This is a genomic window from Reichenbachiella sp. (genome assembly GCF_039944555.1).
Classification (GTDB): domain Bacteria; phylum Bacteroidota; class Bacteroidia; order Cytophagales; family Cyclobacteriaceae; genus Reichenbachiella.
The window spans coordinates 1-15,010 of sequence record NZ_JBDUYN010000020.1 but is presented as its reverse complement, the minus strand read 5'-3'; the positions used below and the strand labels follow the sequence as shown (position 1 = coordinate 15,010).

Sequence of the window (15,010 nt, the reverse complement as noted above, 5' to 3'; positions counted from 1 at the left end):
AGTACTAATTCACTTCAAAATTTACGTCTATCATCATGTGACCAACGCCCAATTCTCCTCCTTTGCAAGCTGCATCAGTTGATTTCACTACTGAAATATGATGGTTTTCTGCCGATACCAATACAGCCCTGGAGCTGGTGGCTTCGACTATTTCCGTATCCTCCATACTCACTATGAATTCCATATCTTCGCTAATTGCCATGAGCCCCACGCCTACCCCGATGTGCTTGACACCTCTCTTAATATGATAGAGTCTAAACTGGTTGACAAAATCAACGTACTCCCGACTCATGATAAATTTGAGAATGGCAGACTTGTGCACTCTTCCGGTCAGCGTCATTTCCACCTCTTTGTCGAACGCCCAAGGCGAAAGAAATTCTTTGATTTCCCGATTGAGTTGCTGACCATAAAACCCTTGATCATAGCCTTCCCTAAATCCAACACTGAAATCAGCCAGTACCTCCTCATAGGTGGGATTGAGTACCTCAAGCGTGACGAAGGAAGAAACAAGCCCCTGCAAATAGTTTTTGATTTCATAGAGGGTATTTAAGCTTGTCTTTGGCTGCAATGGGTTAATTGCATTCTTATTTCTGACGTTTTGGATGACAATCAAAGTCACTGAACCAGGCTTCAATTCTGAAATTCTGTCGGTATAATTCAAACATCTGACTTTATAAATAGATGGGAACTTTTCCAGTACCAATCGTTCGTAGTCCCAAACCGTAATGGCTCTATTTTTATGTCTTAGTCTCTCGCTTACCCGCGCATAAAATGTGTTTTTTTTCTCTGTTGGCTTGCCGCCAAAAGATGCATAGGGTTGTTCTACCGATTTTATTGCGGTATCCTTAATGGCCAATTTGCTGATGGAATTCTTTTTCAGCAGTTGTTCCAGATGTCCAGGATCGTTTTTCTGATCAACAAAGACAGCTGTAGCCGCCTGGGTTCGTAAATCAATTATTTGGCACAAGCCTTCTGAATGCTCATTGATTGTGGCTTTCAACCAATGCAGACCATGAGGCATGAACGAATTATCATTGGAAGCATGTTCGGGCAGATCGAAGGAAATAATTCCGGAAGTTTGAAAGTCATTTGTGTTGTCTGCCAGAATTCGAAGTTCGTCGAATTTCACCCATTGATTATTTGCCATATAGCTCCAATCTACATTTCTGCTAATGTTTCCCGCTTCAGAACCAGGTTCGACAGAAGACCCCTCTGCGACTTGAAAAAGCACATTCAACGAGTCGTACGGTTGGACACCCTCTATCCCAATTAACAGATTACCTTCTTCGTGAATCTGTGGCAACAGGGGAAAGTCGAAAGGATCGAAAGAGGTAAAAGGGTGCCTTTCTGCTTCACCGAAAGGACCTATATGGAAAAATTGGTCTATCCTTTGATCGAAAGTGCCTCTTAAAGAATCCTTTTCCTTGCTCACAGGAAAATCAATGGTCTGACTCGATTTATAATTTAGCGACAGGCCCTCGATCGTGGGTGTATATGGTTCTTGCGGGAGGTCCTTTTCTTCTACCTCTTCTTCTTCATCTTCTAACAACATTTGATTTGCGTAGGCCCTTGGAAACTCCTTGTGCCCGAATTCAGCGGTTAGTTTCATTTTCAAAAAACCTCTGACCACATCGCGGTGATACCCCTCCAACTCAATCAAGTCCTCTGCTCGCTCAAAGTCTTTTATGCTCCCTAGTGACATTCTGACTATGCCTGCCTCGGGTTCTTCTAATAGAGCTGGTTCTCTGATCACTGACACCACTCGAGCTTCTTTCACAATTCTTTTAATCAGCTCAATTGAACCTTCACGGTCTTTCTCTTCCGTAAAAAACTGACTGACTCCAATGATCTCATGATTGGTAGCTATTAGTGAGAAATAGAATCTACCATCGGAGGCTACCTTTCTAATGTATTGCTCGTCTTTAATGGCATTTCTTTTCACTGAATCTATGCCATTTTCAGGGCCGTTTTCATATTTATAGCCTTCACTCCTTAGTACGATATTGCCAAAGTCGTCTACCAGTCTAAAATAATAGGGGTGTTTGCCTCTCCCTGTAAAAATCTCAAATCTGTTTCCTTCGAGTGTGGACTTGATCTCCAGGTCGTCGCCAGTTCTTGAGGATTCAAACAATGGAACCGTACCCTGGCTGTGCCAGCTTTTGTCGTAAAGGACCTGAATTTCAGTTGTAAAGTCTTCGACCTGAGGTCTGACTTCTTCAGGCCAGTTTTTGTATAGCTCCTCAAAATCCGGAAGGTCACTCCACTTTATATTCACGCTTAGTGCATCCAGTTTTTTCCGAAAGACTTCAGCATTGCCTACGCGAAATTCATAGCCTTTTTTTGGTACCGGACCATAGGGCTGAAATGGGGCGTTAGGATCTAATGTAGAAAGGTTCGATTCAAGAATATTGTTGTAGACATTCTTTACATCCACAGAAATAGATGCGCTGAGCAGGTTATAAGCACATAACTTTGCGTAATGTCCCTGATTGATCTGCAATTGCATCAAGGGAAGTTGCGTATCAAAATTACCTCCAAGCACCTCTTTGTTATAGGCTACAATTGATGGAGTCATGATATCTGTTTTTACTATGATCCTGAGTCGGTTTTGTCCAATGGGCTGCACCCAGGTATCCACGGGTTCAATCCATTGTTCTTCTCCGCTTAGGTACGCCTTGAATGTTTCGGAAAAATCGAGCGTTTCCCATGTGCCTGTATCTGATTTATTTTTTGCAGACTTTTTCTCGCCTAATTCCAGGATGATTGAAATGGTTCTGATCCCTTCTTTAAGAAGAAGAATTGGAGAGGCAAAAGCAAAACCAACTGTTGCATCTTGCATGGTACGGTCCTCAGCTGGCAGGATGACATATTCCTCCTCCTGATTAGCTATTGGTACCTTTTGATATTGCGTTTTTCCAAATCCAAACCATTTGGGTTCATCGCCCTCCAACGGCGTACCCAATCCATCCGCTGAGTTGGCTACGGGGGCAGCGAAAACCCCATGTTGATTGACCTTATCTAAAAATATGGATTTGATGCTCTTAATCTGTGCCTGGTTGATCACCGTATCCTTGTCGAGACGATAAAAAAGTTCTTTGCCCGTCTGGTCTTTGCCAGCGGAAAAGGTCGCATTTTCGGCCTTCAGTAAATGTCTTTGAACATTTTTAGCCAATTCAAATATGACGTGAACCTGATCGGGTGTTGCATCTTTTTCTTCGAATCGCAGCACTTGCTGATAGTAAAAATCAAGGTGCTTTCCCGTCAGGGTATTGATATGACTTTGTGAATGTTTGAACAATTCAAGAAAAGTGAGGTACAATGCGTAGTGCGGTGTAGACTCAGGTACTGTATCCTGATCAAAGAACGATTGCCAATGCGTAGGATTATTCCCATGATGATCAAAATACTTGATGAGCTCAGCAAAACTCCGGGTGAAATTTTTTAGGCCCGAGACCTTCCTGTCATCAATGGGATTGTTTTCGGGTTTTAATGTTTCCAGGAGTCTCAGTCCTTGAACTATGCCGTCGCTATGTTTATTTTTTTTACTCATGGTGAGCTGATCGTTGCCTCATTTACATAATATGGAAAGACGTAATTACTTCTTGTATTCGTGGTTCTAATCATATATTCAATGGAAATCAGCACTTTGCCTTCCTGCGCTTCATCGGCCTGAATTCTTACGTCTTCTACTCGAATTCTAGCTTCATGAAATAATATGGATGATTTGACCAAATCCTGAATGTGAGATTCCAGCGCAGTGGTAATCGGCTCAAAGGACAAGCTACTGAGGTCACAGCCAAAGTCGGGCTGCATAATGCGTTCGCCAGGTGATGTTCCTAGTATTATTTCCAAAGATTTTTGGATGTCCTGTTCTTCAGACGTGGTCTCTACGCGCTGATCTTCCAGGGAAAATACCGGGGGAAAGCTCCAGCCCGTACCAAGAAATGACTGGCCTAATGTTGCTATTTTTTGGTCTTGTTGTTTCATATCATTTTCATCCAATTAACACCGTGGGACATCCCGCAGCGATACTTCCGCCATGCGCTGTTGTATCTCCCATTCGAGCCGCCGGCATGCCGCCTATGAGCACTGTAGTAGATCCCATCGCTATAGTATCCGGAGGTCCTGCGCAGGTAGCCATATCGCCCACCCGGGCAGCTGGCATACCTCCTATCATTACTGTTGGTTCACCAGGTGGCATGATAGGCCCACCTACGTGAGGTACTGGTACCGGCCCCGGGATTACCATTGGGCAGGTATGCATGTCTGTTGATCTGGCAGCGGCCATTCCCATATCTTCCTAATTTATTTGTACTAATGATCCTTTTAAAACTGCGATAGCTCCGGTGGTAACTTCAGCACCGGCTCCTCCATCAGCCTTAAATTCAGCGGAGGCTTTTATTTCTATGTTTACGCCTTCTGTCTTGGCGTCACCGGAAGCAACTGATTCAATATTAGTCCCCTCTATTTTCACATCGCCAGCTGCCTTGAATATCAAATCTTTCGAAGACTCAATTTCAATTCCATCGGCTGTCATGGCTATTTTATTGTCGTTTTGATCTTTGATGGTTATTGCTTCGTCGCTTTCACTCAGGCTTATTTCATTACCGCCGGGTGTACTAATGAGTAGACTAGGGTCTTCATCATTAAAGAGCACTTTCATTTCGCTTTTTGTAATGATTCCCTTCTCATTGTTGTCATCGGAGGCCTCCAAGGGTGCTGGTTTGGCACTACTGTGAAGCATCCCTAATACCACCGGGTACCTGGGGTCATCTTGAAGAAATCCGATGACCACTTCATCATCAATTTCTGGTCTAAAAAATATTCCACGACTGTCCCCGGCATCTGAAGCAGCAACTCGAGCCCATAAACCATCTTTTTCTTCAGAAATATTGGGTGTGACTACCAGTATTCTGTGCTCTCCGTCCGGATCCTCGCCCACTTGCTTGACAATCCCGATCTGCAGCCCGTGAACACCTGGCAAGAGACCACCAGCTGGAGGCGATGTAATTCCGTGTTTTTCGGCAAACCAGTCTGTGGATAGACCAAACTGTATATCTGTTGTCCAGTTTCCTTCAAATATCTCATGCTTTACGGCAGAGATGTAGACGTTTCCATTGAACCGCTCTCCTACGCCTGAGACGGTGATCACCGTGCCCAACTTGATTCCCGAAAGACCGGGACACTTGATCCAGCCTCGCACCCTGGAAAAACTTGATTTTAAGAATTTGGCATCAGCCCATGCCTTAAGTTCCTCACCGGTAACAGCACCTCCATGCTTCATTTGTACTGTTTCCGGAGAAGCGATATCCGCCAAATCTGTCGGGCTCAGATTCCCCGGATCGGAAATTTCCAGATTTTCTCCCTCTTCTTCTATCATGGCCTGACCTGATGGATCCCATGAGGCACCGGCAGTGCCTGCATATTGTGTACGGGCCTCAACTTCTGCTTCCAATTCAATGATGGAATCACCATAAATCAGCTCCACCTCCGGGGATTGCCCTTCATCCGGAGAAACAGCCGATAACTTACCGTCTTCAACCACTATTACCTTACCATTCGCTTCGGCTCGACTCAATATAAAATCCCAATCTGTGGCCTCATACTGGACCATTTCTTTGTGAACCACATCGGTCGGTTCTATCTCAGTTTCCAGGCCATATTTACCGGTAATTTCTTCTATGATTTCACTGTCCTTGAGCTCGTAGAAATAATCACTATTTCTACCAATGGTCATTTTCGCTGTGTCATCTCTGCATTCGAGAATTAACACTGACCTACCCTCTCTGATCTTAATGCTGTGTTTGGTTATCGTTCCGATAAAAACATCATCGTTTTCGGATTCATATCCGGCCTGAATTACCAGTTCTTTTCCGGGAATAAAATCTTCACTATTGCTCACCTCAAAATCACCAATGGCGACATCTCCGTCTATCAATGTAATTCTTGCATACGGTATCCTGTTAACTTCCTTGTGGGTTCGAATCGACAATATTTCCAAGGGCTGATCAGCTTCTGCTCCATCTACAAGAAGTGTATAAGTAACCAGTCCTGAAGTTTTTTTGATATCGGTATTCATACTCTTTTCTTGTCGATTGGCGGAAATAATATTTTTGTACCTGCTTTGAGCTGTCTTATGTTGCTCAATTTGTTTACCCTGGCTACTTCCAGATAGTAAGAAGCATCTCCGTATATTCTATAGGTCATTAATGGAAGGGTGTCTCCTTCCTTAACCGTGCGAATGTGAGTCAGGTCCGGTGAACTATTGACCTTGTCCTTATACTCAGTTTCTTTATCTATGGAGCCAGTCAATTTGGCATCGGCAATAGCTCGTAGAGGAGTGCCATCGGATTCGAATAGTGTATATTTTACGTTGACACCATCCAATCTCCCTTTGAATACACCACGCTTATTCTTGCCCCAGATAATCTTTAAGTAACGTGGTTCATGAATTTCACCGTCATAGTCAAATGCCCCACTCATAAATTCCTTGAGCTGATCAGGAACTGATTTCGGCTCTTCTCTTATGCCTCCAAATGAAATACCATCACTCACAATCCCTGTACTATCAAATACGAGCTTTAAGCTCAAATTTTGAGGCAAGACCCGATCAAACTGCCTGCTTCCAATTTTAGTACCGGCAGCCTTGGGTTCGGTATATTTTATCTTGTAATCCTCTGCATACGAATCAGGATTGATCAAAACGGTAAACTTTTTCTGATCTTGCGAATACTTATTGTCCTTGAAAGAAAGGATAATAAGTTTTTCGAGTTTTCCCTGGGCGAATCCTAGCATTACCTTTCTTCTTTCTCTTTGAGAATTTGCATGACTTGTTCTACACAATCAGCAACAATCGCTGAAGTCGACGGCATGCTGGAGTTGGCTTCCGACGAAGCTGTTTCAGATGCTTCGCTCCCTATGAAGGCTCTAATTACGAGTTCTTTGATTTCTAACGGCATGGTCTCAAATGGCAAGAGTCATAAAATGATTGTACTTCAACTTGATTGTTTCCATCACCACTGAATTTTCGTTGGCGTTGAACCCTGAAACCGACCACTCCACAGGGTATGCATTGACTACATACCATGCGGATATCGGAATGTGTAAATCATTGAGAAGGGCAATGGTCACATTGGTTGGTTTAAACTTAAAGTTTTGAACAGCATCTCTGCACCAGGGAATCAGGCCAGAACCGATAATCTTACCTCGCTTAAAGGTGAGATCACTGAACTTCACTCCTTTTGGAAGCTGGTGAGTAAAACGGTTTTCTCCTCCTTCTCGAACTGGCTCTGTTTCGATGGTTGATGTCAGTCCTGATATTTCCTGAAACATGATGTCGTTGGGTGTCTGAGGAAACAATTCAAAAAAAGCCACAAAATGAAAACCTACTGCGGGATACTGCAAAAAACTCATGATTTAGGCACTTGCATATTCCATAGTCACACCCTCGTGAGCAAGTTCGATCGACTCTATTGCCACTTCATTTCCATCTGCCTTCAAAGTTGGGTTTTCGACTTTTGTAGGCCAGGCTTGTTTTACTTTCCAAGTAACTACAGGATTATGCTGCTCATCTAACAAACTGATGATGAGGTCTCGTCTGGTAATCGTGTTGAGGTTAACATCACTCCACCATGCGTAGTATTCACCGTCTCCTTTGAATATTCCTCTTTTGAGGGTGATGTTGCTGTCTTTTTGAATACCAGGCATTTTCATTGTATGTTCTGGTTGAAATCCGTGACGATACTCTATAATCTGCGTTTCTGTATTCATACCAGAAACTTCTGAGAACTCTATTTTCGTACCTCCCCACTCGACCTGGAAGTGAAAAACCGGAATTGGATAATTAGCCATGATTTTTATATTTTTTAGTTTAGATATTAATTAAAAAAAGAAGTGATTAAGCTTCTTGAAGCTTGTGTGAAAACTTCAGAATAATGAATTCCGCTGGGCGAACTGCTGCCATACCTATTTCAATATTCATCCTTCCTTCAAGAATGTCCTGCGGAGTCATAGTAGTGCCTAATCCTACATTTACAAAAAATGCCTGATCCGGCTTGGCTCCTGCCAATGCTCCGGCACGCCATAATCCGGTGAGATAATTCTCTATCATAGCCTTTGTCCTGACCCAGGTATTGGCGTCATTGGGCTCAAACACAACAAATTCAGTTGCCTTTTTCACAGATTCTTCTACCATATTAAACAGTCGTCGAACCGGTATGTAACGCCATTCGTTATCGTTTCCAGCGAGAGTTCTAGCTCCCCAAACCATAACTCCTTTGCCTGTAAAGCTTCGGATTGCGTTGATCGACTTGCCTGTAGTATGAACATTCAAATTCTCCTGATCCAGGTGAGATATTTTTATGGACGGCTTCACTACATTATTCAATGATACATTGGCCGGTGCTTTCCATACGCCACGATTGCTATCTACTCTGGCATAAACACCTGCAATTGCTCCACTGGGTGGAAGCGTGATTCTCAATTTGTTGATCTCTGCTTTTATCTCATTGTACAGGGCAGTATCTGACGTTTTTTTAGAATCAAGTGTCACCGAACCGGCCGGTGCAACCAATGCGTAATCAGTAGTCGTAAGAGCTACAGCATCGCTGCCGTTTCCTTTGACTACGATCGAAAGATTGTTTTTTTCAGCTACCAGATCCCAGGCCGCCACCAACTGTGCCGCTGTTGGGGCATTGGCTCCCTTCACTACACTTATTGTCAGTACTTTTTTATTGAAGCTAAATTTGATAGTGGCATCAACGGTGTTTTCAACTACTTTCACCTTCATCCCATGAGTAGGTGAGCTAAAAGTAAGACCATTACTTCCACTTGTAGAAAAGGTATGATCCTCATGTAGACTTACGTCGCTGTCTTCGTAGGCATAATTAAGACTTGTTTCCAAATACGGATAGTATGCTGCCCCATATTTCAGATAGTCTGTACCTATACCTCCTCTGAAATCGAAACCGAAGGGATCATCGTCTTCATTCTGAACGTCGAAAATCCCGAATCTGTCTTGTAGGTTATTGCATTGAGTCAATACTCGCGTACACAAACCAAAGTAATCACTTCCGAGACTTACAGCCTCTGAAAACACGAATAGTGTAGGCTCATCTTCCAAAGCGACCTTATCTATTCCCTTCTCAAAATCAGCTTTTGCAGGTACTCCGGAATAGTCTCCGATGGATACGATGTAACAAGGTCCCCCTCCATTGTTAAAATATATTTCCATGTTATGGAACATAAAATGTTTGGGTTCTTCATGAACATGAGCCGAAAGCGTGGGCGTAGTTCTTACATCAATTTCGACCCTCTTAGGGCCTCCGAACAGTTCCTTATACTCCAGTAGCGTAGTAATTCTAATCGGTTTAAAGGACAGGTCTTGTCCGTCGCGAACCGCTTTTTCGGTGTATCCGATGAAAGCTGGAATTGCTGTTGCTACCTGAGCAACGGATGCGGGCAGGGTGGATATCTCTTCGACATAGACCCCGGGGGTTTTATATGGTGCAGCCATAATTTATTAGGTTTTTTAGTTTATTAAACATCAATGTATACTTCTGATTTAAGATTGTTGACCGCCGGATTTGGCAGGTCATCAAGTGCTATATTCTTCTCTCCATTTGAAAGCACTAATCGCAGGCTTTTTTTGGGAGACTCGTATTTCGGTATGGATTGAGGTTCGAAGGTCTCTTCTATCACCTCTCCTGATTCGAAGGTTACTATTTCACCAGTAAGACCTTCGTTGGTACTGTTTTGAGCAAATTTGATCTCTTCGGTGTATCTCGATCTGGTCTCATCATTATTATAATTCTCCTTATCCACTATGGAAAAACCATAGCCTTCATAGTCCTTGGTTAATCTCACATGGTATTTCCAGCTTACTGCTTTGTTCGGGAATTCAAGATGAAATCTCGAGGTTTTCCCATAACCAACAGATTGATCCTTGCGGATCGAGAGTACTCCAAAGGGCTTTCCGAATGCGATGAGATCAGTTACAAATATCTTGTCTGTATTAACGATTTCTCCGTCTACTTCTACCGCTATGGTATAGCGACCTGTCGGGTGTCCGAGAAGTACTAGCTGATCGCTAAAAGTCCCGTCATGCCCTTGTACCTCTTTGTTCAATATCAGAACTCCGCTATCATCGTACACGAGAAACTTCACCAAACTCCCTTGAGTCGTATACTCGTATCTAACGGTTCTGGGGCTCAACGGCAGAACATTCTCATCGCCTATAGCCAGCTGATAATCCACAAAATCCTCATCCTGACTAGCCACCACGACATTGGAATTGTCGAAACTATAAATTGATTTTGGTGAAGGTGATTCTGGCAGCTCTGTGAAATTGTAAAAGGAAGTGTTTTTGAGATGCATGGAAAAATGGAAAGTGCTTCCTTCTTCCAGTTCCAGAAATGGTTCTTTGGTTTCTTCATCTACCTGATGCAATAAACTGAGGCCGCTTCTTTCTTTTTTTAGTACCAGTTTGAATCGGGAGAGTAATCTCTGCGTCTCTACAGTAGGTTTGATTTCAAAATCCTCACATTTAAGATCATCATAGTAACTATGACTTATTAGCACATGAAACAGTGGTTTGTAAACTTTGCTCATAATTAAGTAGTGAAAATTTCCTTAGACATGCCTGATACACCTTCAAGTGTTTCAAGAATTTTATTGTCTTGAATGGTCAGCATTCTGATTTTATAAATCGCGGATGGCATATACTTAGCACCCAGGAAGCCCCACATATGATTAAGTTGCTCAAACGATGGCGTGAATAATTCCAACACCAACTTTTCTATGCGTGGATCCAGCGAGGGAGAATTCTTGTGATCAAAGAAATTCATACCTTGATAAAAACTAAGCACGCTTGATAAATATTTCAACCCTGACCTATAGTCGGAAAAGTGAGCTGAAAATAAAACATGTAGATTGAGATTGATCGCAGGATTGGTTCTGAAAATAGCACCATCATCTTCTTTGATATATGATGACTGAGGTTTCAGTACTTTCTCTTCTTCTACATTGACCAATGTAACAATGATAGAATCGTTGAGGGCGTTGTCAATATTTCCATCCTGGGACAGGATGTTTCCCATCACAGCTCTGTTGGGCTCACCTGCAGTCTCTAACTTTTTGTTGAGCTCGATAACAAGAAATTTTAATACCTCATCGATCATGATTTGTCAGGTTACGTCGATAATTAAAATTTCTCTTGAGCAAGTAGACCAATTATGCCGGCAAATTCAATAGCCATTAATGGCTATTTTCCATGCAAATCAAAGCTGAAAGTAAGTAGAGGCCACTTTTATCAACTCTGCGGTGTTTTTTACATGCAGTTTAGAGATCAGATTCTTACGGTGATTGATTGCCGTATGCACGCTGATATAGAGTTTATCTGCCAGTTGCTTGGCCGACAATCCGTCCGCTATCAAATGCAACACTTCTCTTTCTCTGCGGGTCACCGAATGGCAATATTCTTCCATTTGCTTTTTTTCCATCTGACCGCACACACGGTTTTCATCCGCATTAGAGCTGTCTTTGTACATGGTTTTGGAAATTTTTTTGGCCATTCCAAACAGACGATTGCTCTGGTCTGAATCTGTGAATACAATCATATCTACTTCATGCCAGACCCAATGCCCCTGGGCATGTCTGAGCCGAAGTTCTAATGTTCTGGATCTGTTTCGACTCTCATTTAGCAGATTCAAATACTCTCCAAGCACAACGGGATAATCTTCTTCGTGAACCAAAGTCTTTAGAAAATCCATACCCCCACTAAAAAAATCCTGCGGTGAATATCCATTGGTCGCCCGTACTGAATCACTGACATAAATTAACTCCTCTGTTTGGGTATTAAAATAGAAGAGAACGGTGCTTGAAAATCGGTCAAAAACTTCTAAGGTAACCTTAGGGAAAACTCCATTAGAAATTGAATCCGAGTTGGTTGAAAGCGCTTCGGTATTCAACATGGCAAGTAGGTATAGCCGTGGTTGAAAGCGATTTCAAAACGAAACGAGAGTATCCATTTGGCAACGAAGTATAGTATCAACAAAAGGATCGAAATGATGGACAGAGCCAGAAGGCTTAGGTAGCGTAAATTGAAGTGATTTTTTTCCATGATTCTGAGATTAGGTTAATTAATTAGTCAATTAACATCTCTCAAAATGCTGGCTATCAGATGATCCTTGAAACCAGTAATGTTGGGTCAAGGCTTTGTAAGAAAATTATAACATAAAGTTAGATGTGATAAAAATTAAAATCTTGCCATTGTTATTCAGAATTCTGCCAAACAGAGTAAGCCCCTCATCCAAACCTGATATATGTCATGGAAATAATGGAGAAGACAACCGGAAGGAGGATTTGAAGGTACAGGAGTATGGAATTAATCTAAATGCTGTCAACTTTTTTCAGGACGCCTCACCAATCAATTTGCATCAACATGAATAGAGTCAGAATCTGCAGAACCGTGCGGACGCTCTATCCATTTTAGGTCACAGGACCGCTCCGCTTTACCTACCACCAGTCGAAGACTGGCTGCTGATGCTTCGACCTTAGGTTACTTCATTTTTTTAAGCTTAGCTGGATTTTGACGAGTATCAAACAAAGTGACGGCCTCTATCTCTTGTGGATTAATTCTGTAAAACAAACTTGTTTGTTTGGTCACTACACATTTGAACAATCCTTTTATTTCTATGGATTCAGGGCAACTTTTCGGATAATGGGATATTCTTGACATGCTCTTGTCCATCTTGGTAATAAATTCCTTTTGGACTTTCTCTGACCATTCACTTTTAAGGTACTCTAGAAGATTTGTTAACTTAGACTTGGCTGTAGTAGATAATACTACTTTCTTTCTCTCCATTACCGATACCGGGACATCACTTCTTCATAATCAAACTTCTGACCTCTATCTAGCTCGTTCATTCCTTGTTTGATCTCAAGCCTTTGCTCTTCGGTCAAATCATTCCAAAAATCCCTCTCATTGGCTTTTACAAAATCCTTGAACTTTTCAATAAGGCTAATATCCTTAACCTGAGTAATGTATTCTATCAAACTGTACTTTTCTGCCTGTATGTCCATATACCTAGGGTTTGCTTTCTTCAAAGATAACGATTCCCATAATAGATAATTAGACCATACCATAAATTTAGGACATCATACTACGAAAAAAAGCCATAAATACTCAAAACAAATGGTACATCAATCAGTATGTCAGCCAAAGCGAGTCCTCATGAAAACGCCCTGGCAGAGAGGGTTAATGGAATCTTAAAGGGCGAATATGGTTTAGATAGGTTATTAGAGGATCAACCCAAAGCCATAGTCAAAGTAGATCAATCGATGGCTTCCTATAATCTCAAACGACCCCATGATAGTATAGGGGGCAGCTCCCCAGAGCAAAAACACAACGAAGATCACTGGAATTAGGACTTAGCAGGACTACAGTCAACTAAAACCAGAATTAAAAAACTCAGTGTAAACTCAACCTAGGACTATAAAACAAACTGTCAACCACAATTAGGATTAATCAATATCATTGTAAACCAATAACAGAATTTAATGTAAAACCTGTCAACTTATTTCAGGACGCCTCAGTATCACTGAAAAATAGGTTTGTGTCACTGGAAAATACATCTGTGTCATGAATAAGTCTGTTTGCGTCTCTCAGAAATGCGATTGTGTCATTAGAAAATGCATCTGTGTCACTCAGAAATGCATTTGTGTCATTAGAAAATGGGTTTGTATCACTCAGAAATGCATCTGTGTCACTCAGAAATGCGATTGTATCATTGAAAACTGAGTTTGTTTCATGAGAAAAAACGATTGCGTCGTAAAAAAATGTCCTTCTCCCTCTGGTAGCATCTTCGCGACCCGGTCCGCTAAGACCTATCAGTTTGCATCAACATGAATAGAGTCAGAATCTGCAGAATCAAGCGGACGCTCTTCTTATTCTAGGTCGTAGAACCGCTGCGCTTAACCTACGACCAATGAGAGGTGTTATTGACCGATGCAGAAAGTGACTTGTTTAAATAATCAATTACAGTGTTTGCATGAGACGTTGGACACCATCAAAAAACAATATGTTACATGATGAAAGTCATTTCATAAACAGGTTCGCTACAGTAATTTGCTTTCAAAAACATATTAGTATCATGAGAGCAACATTCTTATCTATCTTGTTCATGCTACAATTTATTTTCTCTTATGGACAAGTAGATAATCAATCAACAAAAAATACCAGTTTAGGTTTTGAATTAGATGCATTACCATACATAACTGGAGGATACTACGGTTCAGCTTGGGTTGGTCACAATCACTTTAGATACCGAGCTGTTATCGCAAATGTTGAGGTACCTGATTTTTTTGTAGAAGATGGATTTACCAACAACGAAGTACAAGCATATGCAGCTATAATAGATTACTTTTTTAAACCTGGCTTTGAAGGTTGGTGGATTGGAACAGGTTTGGAGTATTGGGATAGCAAAATACAAACTGATGCAAAACTGGAAACTGCCGAATTCAATAATACCATATTTACTTTAGGCGGCGGATATGTATGGAAATTTTATAAAAATTTTTACTTAAATCCTTGGGCGGCAGGACATCTTCGTATTGCTGGTGATAAAGACGTAATAGTAGATGATAGCACATTTGAGACCTCAGCATTTACCCCGGAATTTTCTCTTAAATTAGGCTGGCATTTCTAAACTAAAATTAAGATCATGAAAAGGCGAAGGCTCATGACAATAGCCAGTGTTGATACTATTTCTGACTGTGGATTGGCATATCTTTAAATAACAACTATCATAATCGTAGATACAAGCAGATAATTAATGATACTTGAAGGCAACAATTAGGGTTTTAAAAAAAATCCGATGGCGCGCGTTTAGCGGTAGCGCAACGCGTGACTCATTCCAAGGGCACAACGTCCAACAAGCCCTTCTTACCTGAATAATCTCTCGCAGAACTATACCAATAATAAACCGATTCATCTACTACTTCTGACTCAACG

General features: G+C 41.7%; 16 protein-coding genes. 3 read left to right on the top strand and 13 right to left on the bottom strand.

The annotated features are described in order from the left end of the window. Positions 1–4: 4 nt before the first annotated feature. The 12 genes from ABJD64_RS24545 to ABJD64_RS24490 form a co-directional block, all read right to left on the bottom strand. Positions 5–3,550: a YegP family protein gene (locus tag ABJD64_RS24545; RefSeq protein WP_348180973.1), complete on the bottom strand. Its 3,546-nt coding sequence runs from the start codon at positions 3,548–3,550 to the stop codon at positions 5–7. After that, entirely contained in the window at positions 3,547–3,987 is a 441-nt protein-coding gene (locus ABJD64_RS24540; protein ID WP_348180972.1) for a GPW/gp25 family protein, read from the bottom strand. Before ABJD64_RS24540 ends, ABJD64_RS24545 begins: the two co-directional genes overlap by 4 nt. Positions 3,988–3,994: 7 nt before the next feature. Further along, positions 3,995–4,294 (bottom strand): PAAR domain-containing protein, encoded by a 300-nt coding sequence (locus ABJD64_RS24535; RefSeq protein ID WP_348180971.1) that lies wholly within the window; start codon positions 4,292–4,294, stop codon positions 3,995–3,997. 6 nt (positions 4,295–4,300) lie between these two features. Further along, entirely contained in the window at positions 4,301–6,079 is a 1,779-nt protein-coding gene (gene vgrG / locus ABJD64_RS24530; RefSeq protein WP_348180970.1) for a type VI secretion system tip protein VgrG, read from the bottom strand. Beyond that, a complete protein-coding gene (locus ABJD64_RS24525) occupies positions 6,076–6,795 on the bottom strand; it encodes a LysM peptidoglycan-binding domain-containing protein (RefSeq protein ID WP_348180969.1) in 720 nt (239 codons plus the stop codon). Before ABJD64_RS24525 ends, vgrG begins: the two co-directional genes overlap by 4 nt. Continuing rightward, the gene (locus tag ABJD64_RS24520) at positions 6,795–6,959 is read right to left on the bottom strand and encodes a DUF5908 family protein (protein ID WP_348180968.1); all 165 of its coding nucleotides are present in this window, start codon (positions 6,957–6,959) and stop codon (positions 6,795–6,797) included. Before ABJD64_RS24520 ends, ABJD64_RS24525 begins: the two co-directional genes overlap by 1 nt. Before the next feature lie 4 nt (positions 6,960–6,963). Beyond that, positions 6,964–7,413, bottom strand: coding sequence for a phage tail protein (locus ABJD64_RS24515; protein WP_348180967.1), 450 nt, complete (start codon positions 7,411–7,413; stop codon positions 6,964–6,966). Between the two features lie 3 nt (positions 7,414–7,416). Beyond that, positions 7,417–7,851, bottom strand: a complete 435-nt coding sequence (locus ABJD64_RS24510) for a phage tail protein (RefSeq protein ID WP_348180966.1) — start codon at positions 7,849–7,851, stop codon at positions 7,417–7,419. A 46-nt stretch (positions 7,852–7,897) separates the two neighbouring features. Next, positions 7,898–9,514, bottom strand: coding sequence for a phage tail sheath C-terminal domain-containing protein (locus ABJD64_RS24505; protein WP_348180965.1), 1,617 nt, complete (start codon positions 9,512–9,514; stop codon positions 7,898–7,900). Positions 9,515–9,537: 23 nt separating this feature from the next. Then, positions 9,538–10,608 carry a hypothetical protein gene (locus tag ABJD64_RS24500; protein WP_348180964.1) on the bottom strand — a complete coding sequence of 357 codons (1,071 nt, stop codon included), beginning with the start codon at positions 10,606–10,608 and terminating at the stop codon, positions 9,538–9,540. Between the two features lie 2 nt (positions 10,609–10,610). Next, a complete protein-coding gene (locus tag ABJD64_RS24495) occupies positions 10,611–11,177 on the bottom strand; it encodes a DUF4255 domain-containing protein (protein WP_348180963.1) in 567 nt (188 codons plus the stop codon). 99 nt (positions 11,178–11,276) lie between these two features. Further along, complete coding sequence (locus ABJD64_RS24490) at positions 11,277–11,969, bottom strand: LuxR C-terminal-related transcriptional regulator (protein ID WP_348180962.1); 693 nt, start codon at positions 11,967–11,969, stop codon at positions 11,277–11,279. 274 nt (positions 11,970–12,243) lie between these two features. Here ABJD64_RS24490 and ABJD64_RS24485 point away from each other — a divergent pair, with 274 nt between their 5' ends. Then, on the top strand, positions 12,244–12,447 hold the full coding sequence (locus tag ABJD64_RS24485) for a hypothetical protein (RefSeq protein WP_348180961.1): 204 nt from the start codon (positions 12,244–12,246) through the stop codon (positions 12,445–12,447). A gap of 414 nt (positions 12,448–12,861) precedes the next feature. On the opposite strand, the gene ABJD64_RS24480 is transcribed toward ABJD64_RS24485, so the two are convergent. Continuing rightward, on the bottom strand, positions 12,862–13,080 hold the full coding sequence (locus ABJD64_RS24480) for a hypothetical protein (protein WP_348180960.1): 219 nt from the start codon (positions 13,078–13,080) through the stop codon (positions 12,862–12,864). A gap of 99 nt (positions 13,081–13,179) precedes the next feature. Here ABJD64_RS24480 and ABJD64_RS24475 point away from each other — a divergent pair, with 99 nt between their 5' ends. Next, positions 13,180–13,425, top strand: coding sequence for an integrase core domain-containing protein (locus tag ABJD64_RS24475; protein WP_348181088.1), 246 nt, complete (start codon positions 13,180–13,182; stop codon positions 13,423–13,425). Positions 13,426–14,150: 725 nt separating this feature from the next. Then, on the top strand, positions 14,151–14,705 hold the full coding sequence (locus tag ABJD64_RS24470; RefSeq protein ID WP_348180959.1) for a hypothetical protein: 555 nt from the start codon (positions 14,151–14,153) through the stop codon (positions 14,703–14,705). Positions 14,706–15,010 lie beyond the last annotated feature (305 nt).